Source organism: Pseudomonas sp. CFBP 13602 (genome assembly GCF_014842725.1).
Lineage (GTDB): Bacteria > Pseudomonadota > Gammaproteobacteria > Pseudomonadales > Pseudomonadaceae > Aquipseudomonas > Aquipseudomonas baltica.
Window position 1 is genome coordinate 575142 of record NZ_JACYVT010000001.1, and the last position, 21405, is coordinate 596546.

Here is a 21405-nt window from a genome sequence, read left to right on the forward strand (position 1 = left end):
CTTTGATCTCCACAGCTAACATCACCATGCAGTTTGGCGCCAAGCCGCTGTTCGAGAACGTTTCCGTGAAATTCGGCAACGGCAACCGCTACGGCCTGATCGGCGCCAACGGCTGTGGCAAGTCGACGTTCATGAAGATCCTGGGCGGCGATCTGGAGCCGTCGGGCGGGCAGGTCATGCTCGAGCCGAACGTGCGCCTGGGCAAGCTGCGCCAGGACCAGTTCGCCTACGAGCACTTCACGGTGATCGACACGGTCATCATGGGCCACGAGGAGCTGTGGAAGGTCAAGGCCGAGCGTGATCGCATCTACTCGCTGCCGGAAATGAGCGAGGAAGACGGCATGGCCGTCGCCGAGCTGGAAACCGAGTTCGCCGAAATGGACGGCTACACCGCCGAGTCCCGTGCCGGCGAGCTGTTGCTGGGCCTGGGCATTCCGCTGGAACAGCATTTCGGCCCGATGACCGAAGTGGCGCCGGGCTGGAAGCTGCGGGTGCTGCTGGCGCAGGCGTTGTTCTCGGATCCGGAAGTGTTGCTGCTCGACGAGCCGACCAACCACCTGGACATCAACACCATTCGCTGGCTGGAAAACATTCTCACGGCGCGTAACAGCACCATGATCATCATTTCCCACGACCGGCACTTCCTCAACAGCGTCTGCACTCACATGGCCGACCTGGACTACGGCGAGTTGCGCCTGTTCCCCGGCAACTACGACGAATACATGACCGCTGCGACCCAGTCGCGCGAGCAGTTGCTGTCGGACAACGCCAAGAAGAAAGCCCAGATCGCCGAGCTGCAGACCTTCGTTTCGCGCTTCTCGGCGAACGCCTCCAAGGCCAAGCAGGCCACCTCGCGGGCCAAGCAGATCGACAAGATCCAGCTGGCCGAGGTCAAGCCCTCGAGCCGCGTCAGCCCGTTCATTCGCTTCGAGCAGAACAAGAAGCTGCACCGCCAGGCGGTCACCGTCGAGCGGATGTCCAAGGGCTTCGACGGCAAGCCACTGTTCGAGAACTTCAGCTTCGTGGTCGAAGCGGGCGAGCGTGTAGCGATCATCGGCCCGAACGGGATCGGCAAGACCACCCTGCTGCGCACCCTGGTCGGCGAGCTGACCCCGGACGCGGGCGCGGTGAAGTGGACCGAGAGCGCCGAGCTGGGCTATTACGCCCAGGACCACGCACACGACTTCGAAGACGACATGAACCTGTTCGACTGGATGGGCCAGTGGACCCAGGGCGAGCAGATGGTACGTGGCACCCTGGGCCGGATGCTGTTCTCCAACGACGAGATTCTCAAGTCGGTGAAGGTGATTTCCGGTGGTGAACAGGGCCGCATGCTGTTCGGCAAGCTGACCTTGCAGAAGCCCAACGTGCTGCTCATGGACGAACCGACCAACCACCTGGACATGGAGTCGATCGAGGCACTGAACCTGGCGCTGGAGAACTATCCGGGCACGCTGGTCTTCGTCAGCCATGACCGCGAGTTCGTGTCGTCGCTGGCCACCCGCATCATCGAGCTGAGCGCCGATGGCGTGATCGATTTCAGCGGCACGTACGATGATTACCTGCGCAGCCAGGGCGTGGTTTTCTAAGGGTTCAACGCATTTCGACCCACATACCCCCGGACGCGGATCACGCGATCTCTGTAGCAGCTGCGCGAGCCGCGTCCGGGGGCATCGCGTTTATCCTGACCCACCGCATGTGTCGCCGACGCGACTTGCGCCGCTGCTACAACGGTTGCGGGCGGCCGAGGAGGAAGCCTTGGGCGTTGGCGGCGCCCAGGCGTTTGAGTTGCGCCAACTCGGCTTCGGTTTCCACGCCTTCGGCAACGATCACACTCCCCGTCTCGCGGGCGAACGCGATCAACGCCGACGCCATGGCGCGTCGCTGGAAATCCTGGTCGATGCCACGGGTCAGGCTCATGTCGAGCTTGATGATGTCCGGACGCACCTGCAGGATGTGCCGCATGCTGGCATAGCCGGCGCCGGCATCGTCGATGGCCACGCGCACACCCCGCAGCCGCAGCGGCTGCAGGGCCACTTGCAACGACGCATAGTCCTGTACCACCGCATGCTCGGTGATCTCCAGCACCAGGCGCTCGGCCGGGTAGTTCTTGAACAGACCCAGCAATCGTCCGCTGAGCACCAGCTCGGGTGAGCAGTTGATGCTCAGGTAGGTGCCCGGCGCCAGCCGCGCCAGACCGGCCAGGGCCACAGCAATGGCCAGGCATTCCAGTTCCTTGCCCAAACCGACTTCGGCGGCCTCCTTGAACCACACGTCCGGGGTGCGCGCCGGTTGGCCGTTGAAGCGCGACAGGCATTCCCAGCCTGCCACGTGCATGGTGTGCAGGTCGTAGATCGGTTGATAGACCACGCGTGGCTGCTGCGACTGGATCACGTCCAGCACGCGCAGCGCCTTGTCGTCATGATCGCGGACCATTTGCAGGTCGGACTCCAAGCGCTCGGCAATCAGTTCGGCGAACACCTTCATCATCTTCAGGTCGCGTTCGGTCAGCCCCGGATCCGGTGCGTGACTGAAGCAGCAGAACGTCCCGTACAGGCGGCCATCACTCAAATGAATGGGCACGCTCATGTGCGCACCGATTGGCAGGCCGGGGGTCTGCGGTATGGCCATCGCAGCCGGCAATTGACCGGTATCGCGGATAATCCCAGGCAGTTCGCCGCTGACCACGCCGCGACAGTAGCCGGCGCTCATCTCCAGCACATCGCCGGGGCTCAGGGGTATCAACGCCGCCGCGTCGACGTGAGTGAACACGCGGTCGGTCTGGCGGAAATGAGAAACGAACGCTACATCCATGCCCAAGTGCGTGCGCATGGCGCGCAACACGCGATCCACACAGCCTGCCTCGGTGGCAGACAACGGCTTCAGCGCAACCAGGTCCATCAGGTTATTGGCTGTCATGACACACTATCGCCTCCTAATGTGATAGTGCCATCAGTGTAGATGCAGCTCCCCCCCTGCATTCAAGTAAAAAACGACGAGTTGCCCAACGGTAGGTCCGCGTCGAGAGTTGGGGTGTGGCCAATTGCGCCGACCCGGCGCAACTAGCCGTGCCACGGGTGGCGACGCTGCTACACTGGGGCTTCCAACAGTCCACAGGACACAGCACCCGATGCTCGCAATCTTCAACGTCGCCTTTCCAGTGTTCGGGTTGATTCTGGTAGGTTTCGTCTGCCGTCGGCGCAACGTCCTGGGGCCCAATGCCTCGATCGAGCTCAACCGTTTCGTGATCTACCTCGGCTTGCCGGCCCTGTTATTCGAGGCCATGGCGCGGCTGGGCACACTGCACGGGCTGGACATGGGCTATGTGGTGGCTTTCGGCCTGGGCATGGGCATCGTGTTTCTGTTGACGCTGTGGCTGCGCGTGCGGGCCCGTGCGCACTTTCTCGATGCCACCATCGATGCCCTCGGGGCGGGTTATCCGAACTCCGGGTTTCTCGGCATCCCGCTGTGCCTGCTGACGTTCGGCGACCCCGGTATCGCCCCGGCGGTGATCGGCGCGGTGATGACCGCCTGCCTGCTGTTCGCTGTCGCCATCATCATGATCGAGACCTTCCAGCAAACCGAGAAACGCCTGGGGCGTACCCTGCTCAAAGTCGGCAAATCGCTGCTGCGCAATCCGATCATGGTCGCCCCGGTGCTGGGTTCGCTGGTCGCCTACAGTGGGCTGGTGCTGCCGGTGGGCGTGCGCCAGCTGTTCCAGTTTCTCGGCGCGGCGGCCGGACCCTGTGCGCTGGTGTCGATCGGTCTGTTCCTGGCGGCGGAAAAATCGCACAAGGCCGACGGCAAGACCTTGGCCATGCTGGTGGCGATGAAGCTGCTGGTGCAGCCGGCGCTGACCGCCTGGTTGGCGTTCTGGGTGTTCGACATACCGGCGATGTGGGCCTGGGCGGCACTCCTGGTGAGCGCCCTGCCCATCGGCAACGGGCCGTTCATGCTGGCTGCGCTGTATGGCCGTGAGGCCGACACCATGTCGCGGGCGATCCTGGTCTCGACCCTGTTGTCGCTGGTCACGGTGTCGCTGATCCTGGCCTTGATACCGGCCGGGGTGCAGCGCTAGTCGCGCATGTAGCCGCCGTCGACGTCCATGATCTCGCCGGTGACGAAGCTGGCCGCGCCACTGGCCAGGAAGCACACCGCTGCAGCGATGTCGCGTGGCGAGCCGGCACGGCCGAGCGGCATGTCGGCGAGCACTTTGGCGCGCGCCTCGGGGCTCAGGGCGCGGGTCATGTCGGTGTCGGTCAAGGCGGGAGTAATGGCATTGGCGGTGATATTGAACGGCCCGGCTTCACGGGCCAGGCCCTTGGTCAGGGCGATCACTCCTCCCTTCGCCGCTGCATAGCAGCTGTTGCCCAGCAGGCCGCCACCGCGCTTGCCCGCCACCGAAGCGATATTGATGATGCGTCCGGCGCGCCGGGCCATCATGCCCGGCAACACGGCCTTGGCGCAGAAGAACACGCTGGTGAGGTCGATGGCCATGACCCGGTTCCATTCGGCGGCGCTGACTTCCAGCAGCGGTCCGGTGGAGACGATCCCGGCATTGTTGACCAGGATGTCGACGCAGCCCAGCGCCTGCTCGACGCTGTCGACCATCGCTTGCACCTGGGCTTCGTCGGACACATCCACCGCCACACCGATAGCGTCGATGCCCAGTTCGCACAACTGCCCGGCAGCGGCGCGCGCGGCCGCGCCGTCGAGGTCGGCAATTGCCACCCGAGCACCGCATTGACCCAGCGCCTGGGCGATGGCAAGGCCGATACCGCGCGCGGCACCGGTCACCACCGCCACCTGGCCGGTGATGGCAAGACTGATAGGGGCATTCATTATTGTTGTTCCCTTGGTTGAAGATCAGGCAATACAGAGGCGGCGTCAGGCTGGCAGGTAGGCGCCCTGGGCCAGTTGGTCCTTGAGCGGCGGGATGCCCAGGCGGCGCAGGACGCGGTACAGCGATGGTCGACAGATGCCCAGGGCACGCGCCGCCGCCGACATGTTCCAGCGGCAGGCGTTGAGCACATCGAGCACGTCGGCGCGCTCGTCCACCGGTGCGGCAAGAATCACCGGACGACGGATCGGCGTGACGTTGGCAGGCGACACGGCGGGCGCACTGCCCTGGGCGATGAAGTCCACCGGCAGGTCGGCGCGCTGGATGCGGGTACCTTCCATCACGGCACAGGCGTAGCGAATCACCGCACGCATCTGCCGCAGGTTGCCTGGCCAGGGATGATTGAGCAGCAGTGGCCAGACATCCGAGGCGATGAGTTGCCGAGGGTCGCAGCCGGGCAATTCGCTGGCCACCATGCGGCAGACCAGTTCGGCGCGGTCGGTGCGCTCGCGCAGCGGCGGCAATTGCACCACACCGGTGGCGATGCGATAGAACAGGTCTTCGCGAAACGTGCCTTGTTGCACCAGGCCAGTGAGGTTCTGGTGAGTCGCGCAGATCAGGGCGAAGTCGACCTTGACGCTGCGCTCGGCGCCCAAGGGTGTGACTTCGCGTTCGGCGATCACCCGTAACAGGCGCGTCTGCTGTTCGAACGGCATGTCGCCGATCTCATCGAGGAACAGGGTGCCGCCGTCGGCCTGCTGGACCTTGCCTTTCTTGCCGCAGGGCAACGCGCCGGAGAAGGCGCCGCGCGAGTAGCCGAACAGTTCGCTTTCGATCAGGCTTTGTGGAATGGAGGCGCAATTGAGCGCCACGCACTGCGCCCGATGGCGTTGGCTGTGGGCGTGCAAGGCGCGGGCCAGCACTTCCTTGCCGGTGCCGGTTTCGCCCTGGATGAGCACGGCAATGCCACGCTCCATCAGGCGCAGGGCGCGACGAAAGGCCTGGCGGACTTGCGGATCGCTGTCGTTGGCAATATCGGAATCGCACGCGGCGGGCGAAGAAAGTGCGGGCGAAGAAGTCGAAGCACGTGCGGTGTGTTCGCATACAGAAGACATCGGCGTCACCTTTTATTGTTCTATAGCTTGTGACTATCTCGAGGTCTGGCGCTCGTGACGCAAGCCTCGACGCTGTGGCCATTTCACAATACGGCAGGCGGAGTTATGTTTTCCAATCCATAATCAGGCACCCACTGATACCTTTGCGAGCATCAATGATCGAGCTCAGGCATTTACAGTACTTTCGTGCGCTGGCCGAAACCCTGCACTTCGGCCGCGCGGCCGAGCGGCTGCACATCTCCCAACCGCCGTTGTCGCGGCAGATCGCCTTGCTGGAAGACGAGTTGGGGGTAAAGCTGTTCGACCGCTCGCGGCGGCAGGTGGAGTTGACCGATGCCGGCCAGCGTTTCTATCTGGACACCGGAACGGTATTTGCGGCGTTCGAGCAGGCCAAGCGCAATGCGCTGGCGGCGGCTCGCGGGGCGGCCGGGGAATTGTCGGTGGGGTTCATGATGTCGACGGCCTACAGCGTGACGCCCGCGATCACTCGGCGTTACGCGGCGCAGTATCCGCAGGTGAATCTGAAGCTCACCGAAACACTGCCCATGGACCTGGCCCAGGACATCAGCAGCGGCCACAAGGATGTGGCGATCATGTACCGCCCGCAGGATTGCAGTGGGTTGGAAACGGTGACGATCTACCGCGAGGAGATGACGGTGGTGCTACCGCCTGGGCATCGGTTGCTGGAGCAGCCGTTGATCGATCCGCGTGATCTGGCCGCAGAGACTTTCATTATCGTGCCGCGACGCATCGCCCCGGCCCTGCATGACATGATCGTCAACTATTGCCTGCAGCATGGCGTGACGCCCAACGTGGGGCTGGAAATCAACATGCAGCAGACCATCGTCAATCTGGTGGGTGAAGGGCTGGGCATCGCCATCGTTCCGCGTTCGATGCGTAACATGCGCCTGACCACCACCACCTTTCGGCCGCTGGTGGCACCGCCGGTGATCGAAGTGGTCGCGGTATGGAAGGCCGACAACCACAACCCCTGCATCGCCACGTTCGTGGAAAGCGCCATGCGCGCCGGGGAAGAGGCGACGCTGCAGGATCAGTGAACCCCTGAGGTGTCGCGGCGCTCTTTTCGCGGCCGATGACCGCTCCTACAGGGGGGCCTTGCGATTGTGCAGGGCCTGTGTAGGAGCGGTCAGCGGCCGCGAAGGATTGACGCGGTATGCCTGACACGCCGCAGTGTATTTTTACCTGGCAGTCAGATTTCGAGGATGCCGGAGGCCATGTAGCCGCCGTCCACCGGGATCACGTGTCCGCTGATGTAGGAAGCATCGTCGGATGCCAGGAAGGCCACCGCGCCGGCCATTTCCGCGGGGGTGCCGTAGCGGCGCATGGGCACGGCGCGGGCGTAGGAGTCGCGGGTGGCGCTGGAATGCAGGCGTTGGGTCAGCGGCGTGTCCACCGGCCCCGGCGCGATGCCGTTGACGGTAATCCCGTACTCGGCCAGCTCGATCGCCATTTGCCGGGTGAGGCCAATGACCGCTGCCTTCGACGTGCCGTACGCGGTGCGCCCCGCGCTCGCGCGCATGCCGCTGATGGAGGCGACGTTGATGATCCGCCCCCAGCCCTGCGCCTTCATCAAGCGTGCCGCGTGCTGACCGCACAACAGTGCGCCGGTCACATTGATGTTGAGTACCCGCTGCCAATCGGCCAGGTCGCAATCCAGGAAGGCTTGCGTCCTGGCGATGCCGGCGTTGTTCACCAGCACGTCGCAGCGCGGCAGGCTCGCGAACACCTCGGCGATCGACGCGGCATCACCGATGTCGATCATCGCCGCCTCGGCATCGACCCCCTGCGCGCGCAGGCCGGCGACCATTTCCTCGGCGGCGCCGCGGTTGATGTCGGCGACCACCACGCGGTGGCCGTCCTCGCCCAGGCGCTGGGCGATTGCCGCGCCAATGCCCATGGCCGCGCCGGTGATGAAGGCTACCCGACCTGCGCCCATGCTCTTCACGCCAATGTTGCTTGAAAGCTGTCTGACTGCTTGGCTCATGACCAGGACTCTCTTAAAGGAAACCGATGGAAATCCACGGGAAACAGGCAACGATGACCAAGGCCACCACCAGTGCCGCCAAGTACCCCCAGACACGCCGGATGACGTGGTCGGACGACGTCTTGCTGATGGCACAGGCAGCGTAGAAACCCACCCCCAACGGCGGCGCGAACAGGCCGATGCCCATGGCCAGGATCACCACCATGGCGTAGTGCACCGGGTGGATGCCGAGCATTTCGGCCAACGGGAACATCAAGGGGCCGAACAGCACGATGGCCGGAATGCCTTCGAGCACACTGCCCAGGATGAGGAAGGTGACGATGGTGACGAACATGAAGCCGATCGCCCCGCCGGGTATCTCGCTGATCAGGTCGACCAGGTTGGCCGAGAACCCCGACTGGGTCAGGGCCCAGGCCATGGCCGAAGCCATGCCGATGATCAACAGGATTGCCCCTGACAGTGCCGCAGCCTCGATCATCATCGGGTAGACCTTGCGGAACTCGATGTGGCGCATGAACAGGTGCATCACCAGACCCACCAGCACCACGTAGGCCACACCGATGGTCGACACCTCGGTGGCGGTCGCCGCCCCTTCGAGCACGGCCACGCGGATCAGCAGCGGCAACGCCAGGGCCGGCAAGGCGATCATGAACGTCTTGGCGACCACCGACATCGGTGCGCGCTTGACGGTGGGCATGGCTTCCTTGCGCGAACGCCACCAGCAGACGATGGCGATGACCACGGTGGCCACCACCGCCGGCATCAGCCCGCCGATGAACAACGCGGTGATCGAGACACTGCATACCGCACCGATGGTGATCAGCACCAAGCTGGGCGGAATGGTCTCGGTCATGGCGCCGGTGGCGGCCAGCAAGGCGGCCAGTTCTTCCGGCTCGGAGCCGCGCTTCTTCATTTCCGGAAACAGCGCCGGCGCTACCGCGGCCATGTCGGCCACCTTGGAACCGGAGATTCCCGACACCAGGAACATCGCACCGAGCAGCACGTATTGCAGGCCACCGCGAACATGCCCCAGCAGCGAGGCCATGAAATCGATCAGGGTGCGGGCCATGCCCGACAGCTGCAACACCACCCCCAGCAGGACGAACAGCGGCACGGCGAGCAGGACCATGTGCGACATGCCCTCGTCCATGCGACCGACCACGATGGACAAAGGTGCATGGGTGGCCAGCGCCAGATAGGCCATGGTCGCGGTGCCGAAGGCGAACGCGATCGGGATGCCACCGAACACGCAGGCGCCCAGCAGCACCAGGAAAAACACCACCAGGTTGTAGTTGCCGATCTCCGCCAGCAGCGGCTGGGACAGCCACAGCGTGCCGCCGACTACCGCGACCACGGCGACGCCGGCCACGAACTGGCGCAGCGTGGAGTAGCGCGCCATGCGTGACACCGCTGCCAGCAGCATGAGCATGGCGCCGACCGGCAAGGCTGCCGCGCGCACCCCGTCGGGGATGCCCAGCGCCGGGGTGGTGATCGCCATCTGCTCGTGGGAGTGGACCATCGCCGGGGTGATGATCATGGCCACGAACAGCACCACGATCAGCGCCGACAGGGTTTCGCTGAAACCACGCCAGGCCGGTGGCAGCTTGTTCACCAGCGCCGACATGCGCATGTGCTCGCCCCGATCCAGGGCCAGCACGGCGCCGAACATCGCCAGCCAGATGAACAACGACGAGGCCAGCTCATCGGTCCACACCAGCGGGTTGTGAAACACGTAGCGCGAGACCACGCCGGCCAGCAGTACACAGGTCTCGACCAGCATCAAGGCTACGGCAAGCACCTCGACCACGCGCATGGCGCCGCGGTTGAGGCAGATGAGCGCCCGGGCCGGCAGGGGCATGGCAGCGTTTTCGACCGGCATCGCCTCGGCGCTCATCATGCCAGCTTCCCGGAGTATTTTTCGAGGATGGCCCAGGCCGCTTCACCGAACTTCTCGTGCCAGTCGGCGTAGTAGTTGGCGCTGCGCAGCTTCTCGCGGAACGCCTGCGGCTCGGTGTCGGCCAGCTCCAGGCCCTTTTCCTTGAGGGTGTCGCGGATGCTGCCCTGCAAGGCCGCCAGGTCGGCGCGCTGGCTCATCACCGCGGCATCGACGTGCTTGCGCACCACGGCCTGCATGTCCGCCGGCAGGCGGGCGAACGACTTGCTGTTGCCGAGCATCCAGAAGCCGTCCCACACGTGGTTGGTCAGCGAGCAATACTTCTGCACTTCATAGAGCTTGGCCGACGACACCAGAGTCAGCGGGTTTTCCTGGCCCTCGACGATGCGGGTCTGCAGGGCCGAATACACCTCGGCGAAGTTGATGCTGGTGGGCGCCGCATCGAACGCCTTGAAGATCGACATGATGATCGGGCTGGGCGGCACGCGCAGCTTCATGCCGACCAGGTCTTCGGGCTTGAGCACCGGACGGGTACTGGTGGTGGTGACGCGAAAGCCGTTGTCCCAGATCTTGTCGAAGGCGAACAGGGTCTCGGTCTTGGCGATCTCGCCGCGGACATGGGCGCCCAGCTCGCCGTCCATCGCACTCCAGACCTGATCGTAGTCCTTGAAGGCAAAGCCTACGGCGCTGATCTGTACCGAAGGCACCAGGGTGCCGAGGATCACCGGCGACAGGGCGAACATGTCCACCGCGCCGGAGCGCACCTGGGCCAGGGTGTCGGTGTCGCTGCCCAACTGGCTGCTGGGGAACACCTGGATCTGCACGGCGCCGTCGGTCTCTTCCTTGATCGCCTTGGCCATTTCCCGCGCCCGGACGTTCATCGGGTGAATCATGGGCAGGTTGTTGGCGAACTTGAGCTTGAACTCCGCCGCCTGGCTTTTCGAGCTGTACAAGCCCAGGCCAGTGGCTGCGACCGCCGCCGATGCGAGGGTGGCGGTCTTGATGAAACTGCGGCGCGAGAAATCACTCATGTAGCTCTCCTGACCTTCTTGTTTTTATTGACCGGTTTGATGACCGGGCTGCCGTGGCTGGCGCTGGGGATGCAGGGTGAGAAAGCAAATCGGGTGCCACCCCTGCCCCGTCGGCGCAAAAAGCGTATCCAAGGGCGCCCGCCGGCAAGCAAGCCCCTGTTTTTCTTGAACAAAACTGTACCGACTCGAATGTATCCGCACGTTTCACGCCTAAAGCGCCGTACAGCCCGATGTAACAGGTGTCTCCCGCAGGTGTCGCCTGCCGCGAGCGAAGCGACACCTGTGGCGACACGACACCTCGCCACGGTAACAGCCAGCCCGCCACGGGCCGGCGTTTCAAGCCCTTGGCACCGCTCTTGCTATCGACCTTGGCAAACAACATCAATCCAGATTTCATTCGAGGAAAGACCTCATGGGTTCGCCAGTCATCAGCGGTTGGTACCACTCCCCCTTCGGCAAATTCGACCAGCTCGACCCCGAGCAGATGATGGCCGATGCGGCCGTGGCCGCGCTCGAGCATGCCGGGCTGGACGCCGAACAGATCGATTCGGTTCACGTCGGCCATTTCAACGCCGGCTTTCTGTATCAGGATTTCCCCTCCGCCCTGCTCGCCAACCACATCCCGGCCCTGCGCTTCACCCCTTCGGTGCGCTTGGAGAACGCCTGCTCCACTGGCTCGGCGGCGATCCATTCGGCGTTGCAGGCAGTGCTCTCCGGCCAGTCGCGCCACGCGCTGGTGGTGGGCTTCGAGAAGATGAACACGCTGCCCACCGAGGAAGTCGGCAAGATCCTGCTCAAATGCTGCTACGCCAAGGAGGAAGCACAGATCGAGGGCGGCTTCGCCGGGGTGTTCGGCACCATCGCCCAGACCTACTTCGACCGCTACGGCGACCAGTCGGACGCGCTGGCGATGATCGCCGCGAAGAACCACGCCAACGGCGCGTTGAACCCCTATGCACACATGCGTCGCGACCTGGGCTATGAATTCTGCCGTGAGCCGTCGGCAAAGAACCCGTTCGTGGCCGGGCCACTCAAGCGCACCGACTGCTCGCTGATCACCGACGGCGCCGCCGCCCTGGTCATCAGTCGCGACGACCATGCGCCCGGCCGTGGCCAGGCGGTGAGTTTCCGCGCGGCAGTGCAGGTCAATGACTACCTGCCGCTGTCGCGCCGCGACCCGACTTTCTTCGAAGGCGCGGCGCGCGCCTGGCAGCAAGCGCTGGGCACCTCTGGCCTGAGCCTGGCCGACCTGTCGCTGGTGGAAACCCACGACTGCTTCACCATTGCCGAACTGCTCGAATACGAAGCCATGGGCCTGGCCGAACGCGGCCAGGGCGCACGGGTGATTGCCGAGGGCATCAGCCGCAAGGACGGCCGGCTGCCGATCAATCCTTCTGGCGGGCTCAAGTCCAAGGGCCACCCGATCGGCGCCACCGGCGTGTCGATGCACGTGATGGCGGCCATGCAGCTCAGCGGCCAGGCCGGCGACATGCAACTGGCCAAGGCCGACCGCGCTGGCGTGTTCAACATGGGCGGCGCCGCGGTGACCAACTACGTGAGCATTCTGGAGCGCGTGCAATGACCGGCATCGACAATGTGATGAACCTGGGCGAACTGCTCAACCAGATTGCCCGCCGCTACCCGGATGCACCGGGGTTCATCCGCGGTGACCAGGTGCACACCTGGCGCAGCATCTCGCAGCGGGTCGACAGCGTCGCCGCCGCACTGCGCGCGCGCGGGCTGGGCAAGGGCGACAAATTGCTGGTGCATTCGCGCAACAACCTGCCGCTGTTCGAGAGCGCCTGGGTAGCGTTCCGCCTGGGCGCGGTATGGGTACCGACCAACGTGCGCATCACCCCGCCCGAGGCTGCCTATCTGGGCAGTTCCAGCGGCGCGGTGGCCATGTTCTACGACGACGGCCTGGCTCACTACGTGGATGCCGTGCGCGCCGAGTCGCCGGCCCTGGTGCATGTGATCGCCCTTGGCGAACCCCGCGAAGGCGAACTCAGCTACGGGCAGTTGCTGGACGAAGGCGCGCCGCACGCCAGCGCTTTCCGCCCCGCCGACGTCAACTACCATGACCCGTTGTGGTTCTTCTACACCTCGGGTACCACCGGCCACCCCAAGGCCGGGGTGCTCACGCACGGGCAGATGGCCTTCGTCATCAACAACCACATCGCCGACCTGATGCCCAGCCTGACCCAGCACTCGCGCTCCCTGGTGCTGGCGCCGTTGTCCCATGGCGCCGGCATCCATGCGCTGGTCAACGTCGCACGCGGCGCCGCCTGCGTGTTGCCGGCCGGCGATCGACTGGACTGCGACGAAGCCTGGCGCCTGGTGCAGGAACACCGGGTCGACAACCTGTTCACCGTGCCGACCATCGTCAAGATGCTTACCGAAGACCCCGCCGTCGACCGCTACGACCACAGCAGCCTGCGCCAGTTGATCTATGCCGGCGCGCCGATGTACCGCGCCGACCAATGTCACGCCCTGCGCAAGCTGGGCAAGGTGCTGGTGCAGTATTACGGGCTGGGCGAAGTCACCGGCAACATCACCGTGCTGCCCGCCGATTGCCACGATGCCGAGGATTCCCCGGCCGCCAAGGTCGGCAGTTGCGGCTATCCGCGCACTGGCATGCAAGTGGCGATTCTCGACGAGTCGGGCCAGGAACTGGCGACCGGCGAGGACGGCGAGATCTGCGTGCGCGGCCCGGCGGTGTTCAGCGGCTACTACAACAACCCGGAGGCCAACGCCAGCTGTTTCAAGCACGGCTGGTTCCACACCGGCGACCTGGGCCACGTCGACGAGCACGGCTACCTGTTCATCACCGGCCGGGCCTCGGATATGTACATTTCCGGCGGTTCCAACGTCTACCCACGCGAGGTCGAGGAAGCCCTGCTGACCCATCCTGCTGTCAACGAAGTGGCCGTGCTGGGCATGCCGGACGCGAAATGGGGCGAATGCGGCTGCGCGGTGATCGTCACCACCGGCCCGGTCAGTGACGAGCAGTTGCTGGCCCATCTGGAACCGCGCCTGGCTCGCTACAAATGGCCCAAGCACTTCGTGCGTTGGGACGACATGCCCAAGTCCGGCTACGGCAAGATCGTCAAGAAGCAGATCCGCGCACTGCTGCAGGAACGCGAGGAGGTGGCCTGATGAACCCCCATTTCGAACAGCGCGATGGCGTACGGGTGTTCGTCCACGGCGGGCCGGCGCAGCAGCCGCGGCGCCTGGACCGCAGCGTGGCCCAGGGTGAAGAGTTGCGCATCGTGTTGCCCCTGGCGTGCAACGTCGCCGAAGGCTTGCTGGCCGCCCTGCGCGGGCGCCGCTACGGCAGCGCGGTGGGGCGCATTCTCTGTGGCGGCGCGGCGCACCTGAGCTATCACCGCATGGTGGTCACCGACAAGGCCGAGCGCCCCTACGACTACGGTGCGCCGGTGGTACTGGACGGCTACATCACGTTCATCAGCGGTGCCATCACCGTCGGCCGCGATGCGCAGAACATGCCGTTGCTGCATTGCCACGCCGGATTCCTGGATCGCGACGGGCAGCAGCACGGTGGCCATCTGGTGCTCGACAAACTGATTGTGGGCAGCGAAAACCTGGTGATCCGCCTGTGCCTGTTCGATCAGGTCGCCTATCAGGCACAGCCCGATGCCGAAACCCACTTCAATCTCTTGCACCCGATCGACCAGGAGGCCTCATGAACGCCAGCGCCGTACTCGAACCCGACCTGTCCGCTTCCAGCATCCAGACCGGCCGCCTGGGCCGACTCGTGGTCGCCCGGCTCAAACCCAACGAAGACATCGTTGAAAGCGCCGAGGCGCTGTGCGCCAGCCACGGGATCGCACTGGCCGTGATTCGTGGCGGGCTGGGCAGCTTGATCGATGCACAGCTGGGCTATCTGGGCCGACACGGCATGAAGACCCTGAACGTGCCGGGACCGGGAGTGGAGATTCTGAGCATCAGTGGCGAGATCGTCATCGGCGAGAGTCGCCTGCAGGCGGTGGTTGCGGACGCCGACGGCAACATCTTCGCCGGACGACTGGAGCGCGGCCGCAACCTGTCGTTCATCACCGTCGAGTTGACTCTGCAGGAGTGGCTGCCGGACTGACGCCCCCCCCGAGGCCCTCACGTAGGAGCGGTCAGCGGCCGCGAAGAAGCTATCGCGGTGGATCAGGCCTACCGCGTCAACCTTTCGCGGCCACGGACCGCTCCTACAAGGTCCTGCGCGGTTTTCGGTTCCCCGTAGGAGCGGTCATCGGCCGCGAAAAAGCTATCGCGGTGGATCAGGCCGACCGCGTCAACCTTTCGCGGCCACGGACCGCTCCTACAGGGTCGTGCACAATCTCGGATTGCCCGCTCTATCACTCCTGCCAGTGGCGACATTTGGATGTCTGGCCGACACCCGGGTTGAACGCGTTGCACGGGTCCAGCTGCTGGTAGAACGCCTTGAGCGCCGGCTTGGCCGGGTACAGATGGCCGACATTGTGCTCTGCGGGGTACTCGGCGCCGCGCTCGTCGAGCAGTGCCCACATGCGATGCTCCACCGCCAGGCAATCACTGCCCTTGCGCAGGATGTAGTCCTGATGGAACACGTGGCAGAAGAAATGCCCGTAGTACAGCTTGACGATCATCTGCTGCTCGATGTCGTCGGGCAGCGTCTCGAACCACTGCCGATCGTTGCGCGCCAGGGCGATGTCCAGGGCCACGATGTCCTCTACCTCGCGGTCATGCACCGCGCGATAGCGAACCGCCGCACCGGCAGCGGCAAACCGATGCAGGAAGGCCTTGCTGCCCTCCTCTGCGGTACAGCGGAAGAAGTCTCCCTCGCGCCCGGCGAACAATCCTTCGAGCAGCTTCTGGGTCGGTGCCACCGAGCCGGCTGACACCTTGAGCATCAGGTAATGCTCGTAACGCTGCCGAAAATCGCGGATGCGTGGTGGCAGGTGATCGGGGAAGCAGCGCGCGGCGACCTGCAGGACCCGGTCGGCGAGGTTGGCGCGCAGCCAGGGAAAACGCTTGAGAAAGGTGTCGGCGCGGCTCTTGAGGGCAAACATCCTGGGCAGCCGCTGCGTGCCCAGGTGGTGGATCATCAGGAAGGTGTCCTTGCCGTACTCGGCAGCCACGTCATAGGCGTCGCGATGCATGTACTCGCCGGCAATCGGCAGTTCGTCGAACTGCTCGAGCATGTGCCGGCGAATCTGCGTGAGGTCGGCGGTGTCGTTGCTGCCGATGTAGAACACGGCGGTGTCGCGCTCGGCGGCGAAGGTGTCCAGGCGCACGGCGAACACCGCCAGCTTGCCGGCACTGCCGCTGGCCTCGTGCAGGCGCTGGTGGTCGGCGTTGAAGCGCGCCGGGGTAGGCGCGTCGACCTCACGCACATAGGCGGCATAGCCATGGTCGGAACCGAGCCCGGCATCGGCCTTGATGTCGGTTGCGGTGTAGCGCTGGGCGTCGAGGTTGCCCAGAATCTGCTCGGGCGTGTCGCCCAATTCGACGCCCAGGTGGTTGACCAGCTGCAAGGTGCCGTCCGCACCGAGCTGGGCATACACGGCCATCTGCGTATAGGCCGGGCCGCGGCGCACCAGCGAGCCGCCGGAATTGTTGCAGACACCGCCGAACACCGACGCCCCGATGCACGAAGAACCGATCACCGAATGGGGCTCGCGGCCCAGCGGCTTGAGGACCTTTTCCAGCTGATCGAGGGTGGAACCGGGGAAGCAGATGACCTGCCGACCCTCCTCGATCACATGCACCGTGCGCATGCGCAAGGTACTGATGATCACCACTTCGCGGTCGTAGCCGCCGTCGGGCGTGGAACCTCCGGTCAGACCGGTGTTGGCCGCCTGCATGATGACGATGACGTCCGCCGCCACGCAGGCCTTGACCACCTGCCACTGCTCCAGCAGCGAGCCGGGGCGGACCACCGCCAGTGCGTTGCCGCTGCCGAAGCGGAAGCCCTGGCGGAAGCGTTCGGTCTCGGCCGACTCGGTCAGCACGTGGGTGGCGCCGACGATGCCGCGCAGGGCGCTGATCAACTCGCTCATTGCGGCACCACCGCGACCGCATCGACTTCGATGAGCATGCCGTCCAGGGCCAGGCGCGGCACCGGGATCAACGTGCAGGCAGGGGTCATTTCGCCACCCCACGCCTCGCGCAGGGTGTCGCTCCAGATGGCCAGGCGCTCGTGGTCGTGATCGACCACCAGCACGGTCAGCTTGGCGACATGGCAATAATCGGCACCGACCGAGGCCAGTGCGGTGCGCAGGTTGGCCAGGGCCTGCCCGGCCTGCAGCTGGAAGTCCGGGGAGATGCTGCTGTCCAGGCTTTCACCGCCCTGGCCGGCGATGAACAGCAACTTGCTGCCAGCGGCGACCTCGGCCACATGGGAGTAGCCATAAGGCGCCGGGTCGAAAAGGCCGGGCGGGTTGCTGAGCGTGAACGGGGCGAGGTCGGGCATGGGCAGGCTCCTGTTGGCTGACAGACCTTACCCTAGCACGGCTGGCCGGGCACATCGCGGCTTCTTCAGGCGTCTTTCGGCCATCCTCCGCCAAGGGCCCGATACAGACGCACACGGTCGATCGCCGCCGCGGTGGCGCTGTCGACCAGCTGGGTTTGCGTGGCCAGCAGCGCGCGCTGTACACCCAGTACGTTGATGAAGTCGGTGGCGCCCTGGTTGTAGCGGTCGCGGGCAGTGCCCAGGGCCACGGTGTTCTGCCGCACTGCCTCGCCCAGCGCCGCGTGGTGCTGCTGTTCGGCGGCATAGTCGCTCATGGCATCGTCAACCTCGTGCCAGGCCGCCAGCACCACCCGTTGGTAGTCCAGCGCCGCTTGCTGCTGCTGGTGCTCGCGCAGCTCGAGGGTGCCGGTCAGTCGCCCGCCCTGGAAGATCGGCAGGTACAGGCTGGGGCCGAACGACCAGCTGCGCGAATCCCAGCCGCCCAGGTCCGAGCCGGCCAGCGCCTGAAAACCGAAGCTGGCGCCCAGGCTGACCCGCGGATAGAAATCCGCCTTGGCCACGCCGATGGCTGCCGTGGCGCGATGCAGGGCGGCTTCGCTGCGCTGGATGTCGGGCCGGCGCCGCGCCAGCTCCGAGGGCACCCCCATGGGCACGTCCGGGGCGGGGTTGGGAATGGCCTGCGGGGTGCGCAGTTCGTCGGCCAGGGCCCGGGGCGGCTCCGCCAGCAAGTAGCTCAGGGCGTTGATCAAGCGGTCCTGTTGCGCCTGCAGCATCGGCAGCGACGCTTCGATGGTTGCCACCAGTGCGGCGGCGTTGGCGGTGTCCAGGTTGGTGGTGACGCCGTTGTCGTACCGGGTCTGCGTCAGGCGCTGGGTTTGCCGGGCTATATCCAGGTTCTGCCGCGCCACCGCCAGGCGTGCCTGCACGCCACGCAGGCGGATGTAGTCGGTGGCGGTGCGCGCCGCGATACTCAAGCCGACCGCATCGCGCTCGGCCTGGCTGAACTGGACGTCGGCCTCGGCCATCTCCACGCTGCGCTGGACATGGCCCCACAGGTCCACTTCCCAGCTGGCGTCGAGCGCCCCGCTCCACAGTTCGAAAGGCGCCCGGCCGTTCTGGCCGGACGGATCGTTCAACCCCTCGCCACTGTTGCGCTCGCGCTGGTAGCCGCCACGCGCGCTGAGCCCGGGCAATTGCTGGCTGCCGCTGACCTGGCGCAGGGCCTGGCTCTGCTGCACGCGGTTGCTCGCCGAGCGGATGTCCAGGTTGGCCTTGGCCGCGCGGGTGACCAGCGCGGTCAGTTGCGGGTCGCCCAGCTGCTGCCACCAGGCGGCGTCCAGCGCCGCGTCGGCGCGCGTCCCGGCGCTGTCCTGCCACTGGGTTGGCAACGCTGCCCGAGGACGCTGGAAGTCGGGGCCGACGCTGCAGGCGCCCAGGCTGCTCAAGGCTAGAACCAGCAATGCACGTTTCATTTCAGGGCTCCTGGGTGGTATCGACCGACGCGACCACCGACAGGCCCACCCGCAGACGGTCAAGGTGCGGTTGGTCGGCCTCGAACACCACCTTGACCGGGATGCGCTGCACCACCTTGGTGAAGTTGCCGGTAGCGTTGTCCGGGCTGATCGGCGCGAACGACAGGCCGGTGGCCGGTGCCACGCTGTCGATATGGCCGCGGAAAACCTGGTCGGGAATGCTGTCGACACGAATGTCCACACGCTGCCTGGCGTGCATGTGCGCCAACTGGGTTTCGCGGAAGTTGGCGACCACGAACGCCTGGTGCAGCGGCACCAGGGCCAGCAGGGGTCGGCCGGGCGCGACGTAGGCGCCCACACGCACCGAACGCTGGCCGATCATGCCATCGGCGGGTGCCAGGATCTGCGTGTACGACAGGTTCAGCTCGGCCTGCTGCAACGCCGAGCGGTCCTTGTCCACTGCTGCCTCGGCCACTTCCAGTTCGGCCTTGAGCACGTCCAGGGTGCGCTGGGCCGCGACCCGCGAGGCCGCATCGCGGTCACGCGAGGCTTCCCAGCCCTGCAGTTCGGCCTCGGCCTTCTGCCGCTCTTCCTGGGTGCCGGCGCCGGCCTGGGACAGGTTGCGGTAACGCTGGGCGTTGGCCTGGGCAAACTTCAGCGAAGCGGCAGTGGCACGGGTCGCGGCGCTGGCCTGGTCGATCACGGCCGCCTGACGCTCGATGCTGGCGCGCAGATTCTTCACCTGTGCCTGTGCGGCACCGACATTGGCCTGGGCGGCCGCGACCGATGCCGCGTAGTCGCGCTCGTCCAGACGCGCGAGCAACTGCCCGGCCTGGACCGATTGGTTGTCCTGCACCAGCACCTCGGTAACCACCCCGGCTACCCGTGGCGCCACCAGCACCGAGTCGGCGCGGATGTAGGCATCGTCGGTGCGCTGCACACCATCGCTGTGCAGCACGTGGTAAAGGCCATAGGCCGCGCAGACGAGGATAGCGGCGCCGATGAGGGATACAGCGGTTCGGTTGTTCATAACGGATTTCATGACGGTACCGGGGGTTGCGGTGGATAGGCGCGTTTGGGCAGGGTTACCAACACCACCAGCAGCACGGCGATGAAGGCCAGCAGCGCGAGGAACGCGTCGCTGTAGCTGAGCACGAACGCTTGCGCGCGCACCCGACCGGCCATCTCGGCGGCCGGTTCGCCGTAGAGCGGCATCAGGCTCTGGTAGCTGTTGCCGAGCTGGTCGAGCAAGGTGTTGGAATGCAGGTGCTCGCGGGCGGTGACGAAATTCTCCAGCACCACGCCGGCCACCACCGAAGACAGCCCGCGCAGGGTGTTGACCATGGACGAGGCGAACGGGCCCTCCAGCGGATGAATCACGCCGGTGGCAATCATCAGCAACGGCACCACCACCATCGGCTGGCCGAACGTGTGCAGGGCCTGCAACAGATAGAAGTCGTCGCGGATCCATTCAGCGGTGATCTGCGAGCCGCCCAGCAGGGCCAGGGTCAGCAGGCCGAAACCGGCCGCCATCACATAGCGCGAATCCACCCAGTTGCGGTTGATGACGAACGCCACCAGTGGCGCGACGAGCAGCTGCGGCAAGGCGATGCACAGCGCGGTGGGCATGGTCTGCAGCGGCCGATAGCCCTGGATGTGGGTCAGGTAGCCTGCCGGAATCGCGCTGCCGGCCATGCCGACGAACAGGAACAGGCACAGCGTGGTGATGCCAAAGGCGAAGTTGCGCCGGCCCAGCAACTGCAGCTTGAACAGTGGCAGCGGGTGGAACCACTCGTTGAGCAGGAACAGCGGCAGGCAGACGCCGGCGCCGATCAACAACAAGGCGATCAACGGCGAGTCGAGCCAGTCGAGCCGTTCGCCCTGGGTCAGGCCGATGATCAGCATGCTGATGCCCGCGGTCCCGAGCAAGGCACCGCGCCAGTCGGCCTGCTTGAAGCGCTCCAGGCGCAAGGGATCCTGAGGCAGGCCGTAGGCAATGCAGGCGGCGCCGATGAGGCACGCTGGAATGATCTGCCAGAACACCATGCGCCAGTCACCGCCCTCGGTCCACAGCGCGGCGAGCGGCATCGCCAGGTTCGGCCCGAACGTGGCGGTAAGCGCATAGGCCGACAGCCCGTACAATTTGATGTGCCAAGGCAGAAAACGCAGCGCGGCGGTCATCAGCAGCGGCGGCAGCGCCCCGCCGGCGAGGCCCTGAAGCACGCGCAACAGCAGCAGGCTTTCCAGATTGGGCGCGAACGGGCACAGTGCGCCGAAACCGGCGAAGGCCACGGTGACCACGATGGCGAAGCGGCGCAGCGAAAACGTTACCGCCAGCCAGGGCGCCAGCAGCATCGCCGAGACTTCGGCAGCCGCATAGGCAGAACTGACCCAACTGCCTTCATCATGGCCGAAACCGTAGATGCCCAGCAGGTCGGCCAGGGTAATGTCGGTGACACGGTCATTGATGCCGGACGTCAGCGCGGCGATCAATACGCCGATCAGGCCGAGTGCCAGGCGCCCGCCGAAAGGGGTCGGGGCTGGGGGTGAAGGTGGGGACACAAAGAAATCCTGCTGGCGGCAAC

General features: G+C 65.5%; 18 protein-coding genes. 7 read left to right on the forward strand and 11 right to left on the reverse strand.

Annotated features, from left to right (window positions below):
* The first annotated feature begins 2 nt into the window (after window positions 1-2).
* On the forward strand, window positions 3-1589 hold the full coding sequence (locus tag IFU31_RS02490; protein WP_122478465.1) for an ABC-F family ATPase: 1587 nt from the start codon (window positions 3-5) through the stop codon (window positions 1587-1589).
* 136 nt (window positions 1590-1725) lie between these two features.
* Here the strand turns inward: IFU31_RS02490 and IFU31_RS02495 are convergent, their stop codons facing one another.
* Window positions 1726-2919, reverse strand: a complete 1194-nt coding sequence (locus IFU31_RS02495; protein WP_192102200.1) for a sensor domain-containing phosphodiesterase — start codon at window positions 2917-2919, stop codon at window positions 1726-1728.
* A gap of 211 nt (window positions 2920-3130) precedes the next feature.
* On the opposite strand from IFU31_RS02495, the gene IFU31_RS02500 reads away from it, so the two are divergent.
* Complete coding sequence (locus IFU31_RS02500; protein ID WP_185793546.1) at window positions 3131-4078, forward strand: AEC family transporter; 948 nt, start codon at window positions 3131-3133, stop codon at window positions 4076-4078.
* On the opposite strand, the gene IFU31_RS02505 is transcribed toward IFU31_RS02500, so the two are convergent.
* Together IFU31_RS02505 and IFU31_RS02510 are read right to left on the reverse strand one after the other, a co-directional pair.
* Complete coding sequence (locus tag IFU31_RS02505) at window positions 4075-4842, reverse strand: SDR family NAD(P)-dependent oxidoreductase (protein WP_192054422.1); 768 nt, start codon at window positions 4840-4842, stop codon at window positions 4075-4077. The two genes, IFU31_RS02500 and IFU31_RS02505, sit on opposite strands and share 4 nt — an antisense overlap.
* Window positions 4843-4887: 45 nt before the next feature.
* Entirely contained in the window at window positions 4888-5955 is a 1068-nt protein-coding gene (locus IFU31_RS02510; RefSeq protein ID WP_122478473.1) for a sigma-54-dependent Fis family transcriptional regulator, read from the reverse strand.
* Between the two features lie 155 nt (window positions 5956-6110).
* Between IFU31_RS02510 and IFU31_RS02515 the strand changes: the two genes are divergently transcribed.
* Complete coding sequence (locus IFU31_RS02515) at window positions 6111-7013, forward strand: LysR family transcriptional regulator (RefSeq protein WP_122714213.1); 903 nt, start codon at window positions 6111-6113, stop codon at window positions 7011-7013.
* 152 nt (window positions 7014-7165) lie between these two features.
* Here the strand turns inward: IFU31_RS02515 and IFU31_RS02520 are convergent, their stop codons facing one another.
* The 3 genes from IFU31_RS02520 to IFU31_RS02530 are packed head-to-tail and all read right to left on the reverse strand — an operon-like array spanning window position 7166 to window position 10885.
* Window positions 7166-7960 carry an SDR family NAD(P)-dependent oxidoreductase gene (locus tag IFU31_RS02520; RefSeq protein ID WP_244657610.1) on the reverse strand — a complete coding sequence of 265 codons (795 nt, stop codon included), beginning with the start codon at window positions 7958-7960 and terminating at the stop codon, window positions 7166-7168.
* A gap of 13 nt (window positions 7961-7973) precedes the next feature.
* Window positions 7974-9857 (reverse strand): TRAP transporter large permease, encoded by a 1884-nt coding sequence (locus tag IFU31_RS02525; protein WP_197975690.1) that lies wholly within the window; start codon window positions 9855-9857, stop codon window positions 7974-7976.
* On the reverse strand, window positions 9854-10885 hold the full coding sequence (locus tag IFU31_RS02530) for a TRAP transporter substrate-binding protein (protein WP_192057300.1): 1032 nt from the start codon (window positions 10883-10885) through the stop codon (window positions 9854-9856). Before IFU31_RS02530 ends, IFU31_RS02525 begins: the two co-directional genes overlap by 4 nt.
* 412 nt (window positions 10886-11297) lie before the next feature.
* Here IFU31_RS02530 and IFU31_RS02535 point away from each other — a divergent pair, with 412 nt between their 5' ends.
* The 4 genes from IFU31_RS02535 to IFU31_RS02550 are packed head-to-tail and all read left to right on the forward strand — an operon-like array spanning window position 11298 to window position 14999.
* Window positions 11298-12467, forward strand: a complete 1170-nt coding sequence (locus tag IFU31_RS02535) for an acetyl-CoA acetyltransferase (protein ID WP_192102201.1) — start codon at window positions 11298-11300, stop codon at window positions 12465-12467.
* Window positions 12464-14041: an acyl-CoA synthetase gene (locus IFU31_RS02540; protein WP_197979556.1), complete on the forward strand. Its 1578-nt coding sequence runs from the start codon at window positions 12464-12466 to the stop codon at window positions 14039-14041. Before IFU31_RS02535 ends, IFU31_RS02540 begins: the two co-directional genes overlap by 4 nt.
* Complete coding sequence (locus tag IFU31_RS02545) at window positions 14041-14592, forward strand: hypothetical protein (protein ID WP_122478483.1); 552 nt, start codon at window positions 14041-14043, stop codon at window positions 14590-14592. Before IFU31_RS02540 ends, IFU31_RS02545 begins: the two co-directional genes overlap by 1 nt.
* Complete coding sequence (locus IFU31_RS02550) at window positions 14589-14999, forward strand: PPC domain-containing DNA-binding protein (protein WP_122714218.1); 411 nt, start codon at window positions 14589-14591, stop codon at window positions 14997-14999. The genes IFU31_RS02545 and IFU31_RS02550 overlap by 4 nt, the downstream gene beginning before the upstream one ends.
* 253 nt (window positions 15000-15252) lie before the next feature.
* On the opposite strand, the gene dld is transcribed toward IFU31_RS02550, so the two are convergent.
* From dld to IFU31_RS02575, 5 genes are all read right to left on the reverse strand, one after another.
* Window positions 15253-16935, reverse strand: a complete 1683-nt coding sequence (gene dld / locus IFU31_RS02555; protein ID WP_192102202.1) for a D-lactate dehydrogenase — start codon at window positions 16933-16935, stop codon at window positions 15253-15255.
* Window positions 16932-17348, reverse strand: a complete 417-nt coding sequence (locus tag IFU31_RS02560) for a RidA family protein (protein WP_192054413.1) — start codon at window positions 17346-17348, stop codon at window positions 16932-16934. Before IFU31_RS02560 ends, dld begins: the two co-directional genes overlap by 4 nt.
* Window positions 17349-17413: 65 nt before the next feature.
* Window positions 17414-18820, reverse strand: a complete 1407-nt coding sequence (locus IFU31_RS02565) for an efflux transporter outer membrane subunit (protein WP_192102203.1) — start codon at window positions 18818-18820, stop codon at window positions 17414-17416.
* A gap of 1 nt (window position 18821) precedes the next feature.
* Window positions 18822-19850, reverse strand: a complete 1029-nt coding sequence (locus IFU31_RS02570; RefSeq protein ID WP_240998795.1) for an HlyD family secretion protein — start codon at window positions 19848-19850, stop codon at window positions 18822-18824.
* Between the two features lie 8 nt (window positions 19851-19858).
* On the reverse strand, window positions 19859-21382 hold the full coding sequence (locus tag IFU31_RS02575; protein WP_342345278.1) for an MFS transporter: 1524 nt from the start codon (window positions 21380-21382) through the stop codon (window positions 19859-19861).
* Window positions 21383-21405: the final 23 nt, after the last annotated feature.

Excerpts from the sequence above, each read along its gene's own strand:
- IFU31_RS02545 (WP_122478483.1), top strand. The coding sequence starts at position 14,041 with ATGAACCCCCATTTCGAACAGCGCGATGGCGTACGGGTGTTCGTCCAC.
- IFU31_RS02535 (WP_192102201.1), top strand. The coding sequence starts at position 11,298 with ATGGGTTCGCCAGTCATCAGCGGTTGGTACCACTCCCCCTTCGGCAAA.
- IFU31_RS02530 (WP_192057300.1), bottom strand. The coding sequence starts at position 10,885 with ATGAGTGATTTCTCGCGCCGCAGTTTCATCAAGACCGCCACCCTCGCA.
- IFU31_RS02500 (WP_185793546.1), top strand. The coding sequence starts at position 3,131 with ATGCTCGCAATCTTCAACGTCGCCTTTCCAGTGTTCGGGTTGATTCTG.
- IFU31_RS02560 (WP_192054413.1), bottom strand. The coding sequence starts at position 17,348 with ATGCCCGACCTCGCCCCGTTCACGCTCAGCAACCCGCCCGGCCTTTTC.
- IFU31_RS02525 (WP_197975690.1), bottom strand. The coding sequence starts at position 9,857 with ATGATGAGCGCCGAGGCGATGCCGGTCGAAAACGCTGCCATGCCCCTG.
- IFU31_RS02515 (WP_122714213.1), top strand. The coding sequence starts at position 6,111 with ATGATCGAGCTCAGGCATTTACAGTACTTTCGTGCGCTGGCCGAAACC.
- IFU31_RS02505 (WP_192054422.1), bottom strand. The coding sequence starts at position 4,842 with ATGAATGCCCCTATCAGTCTTGCCATCACCGGCCAGGTGGCGGTGGTG.
- IFU31_RS02570 (WP_240998795.1), bottom strand. The coding sequence starts at position 19,850 with ATGAACAACCGAACCGCTGTATCCCTCATCGGCGCCGCTATCCTCGTC.
- IFU31_RS02510 (WP_122478473.1), bottom strand. The coding sequence starts at position 5,955 with ATGTCTTCTGTATGCGAACACACCGCACGTGCTTCGACTTCTTCGCCC.
- IFU31_RS02540 (WP_197979556.1), top strand. The coding sequence starts at position 12,464 with ATGACCGGCATCGACAATGTGATGAACCTGGGCGAACTGCTCAACCAG.
- IFU31_RS02520 (WP_244657610.1), bottom strand. The coding sequence starts at position 7,960 with ATGAGCCAAGCAGTCAGACAGCTTTCAAGCAACATTGGCGTGAAGAGC.
- IFU31_RS02565 (WP_192102203.1), bottom strand. The coding sequence starts at position 18,820 with ATGAAACGTGCATTGCTGGTTCTAGCCTTGAGCAGCCTGGGCGCCTGC.
- IFU31_RS02550 (WP_122714218.1), top strand. The coding sequence starts at position 14,589 with ATGAACGCCAGCGCCGTACTCGAACCCGACCTGTCCGCTTCCAGCATC.
- IFU31_RS02495 (WP_192102200.1), bottom strand. The coding sequence starts at position 2,919 with ATGACAGCCAATAACCTGATGGACCTGGTTGCGCTGAAGCCGTTGTCT.
- dld (WP_192102202.1), bottom strand. The coding sequence starts at position 16,935 with ATGAGCGAGTTGATCAGCGCCCTGCGCGGCATCGTCGGCGCCACCCAC.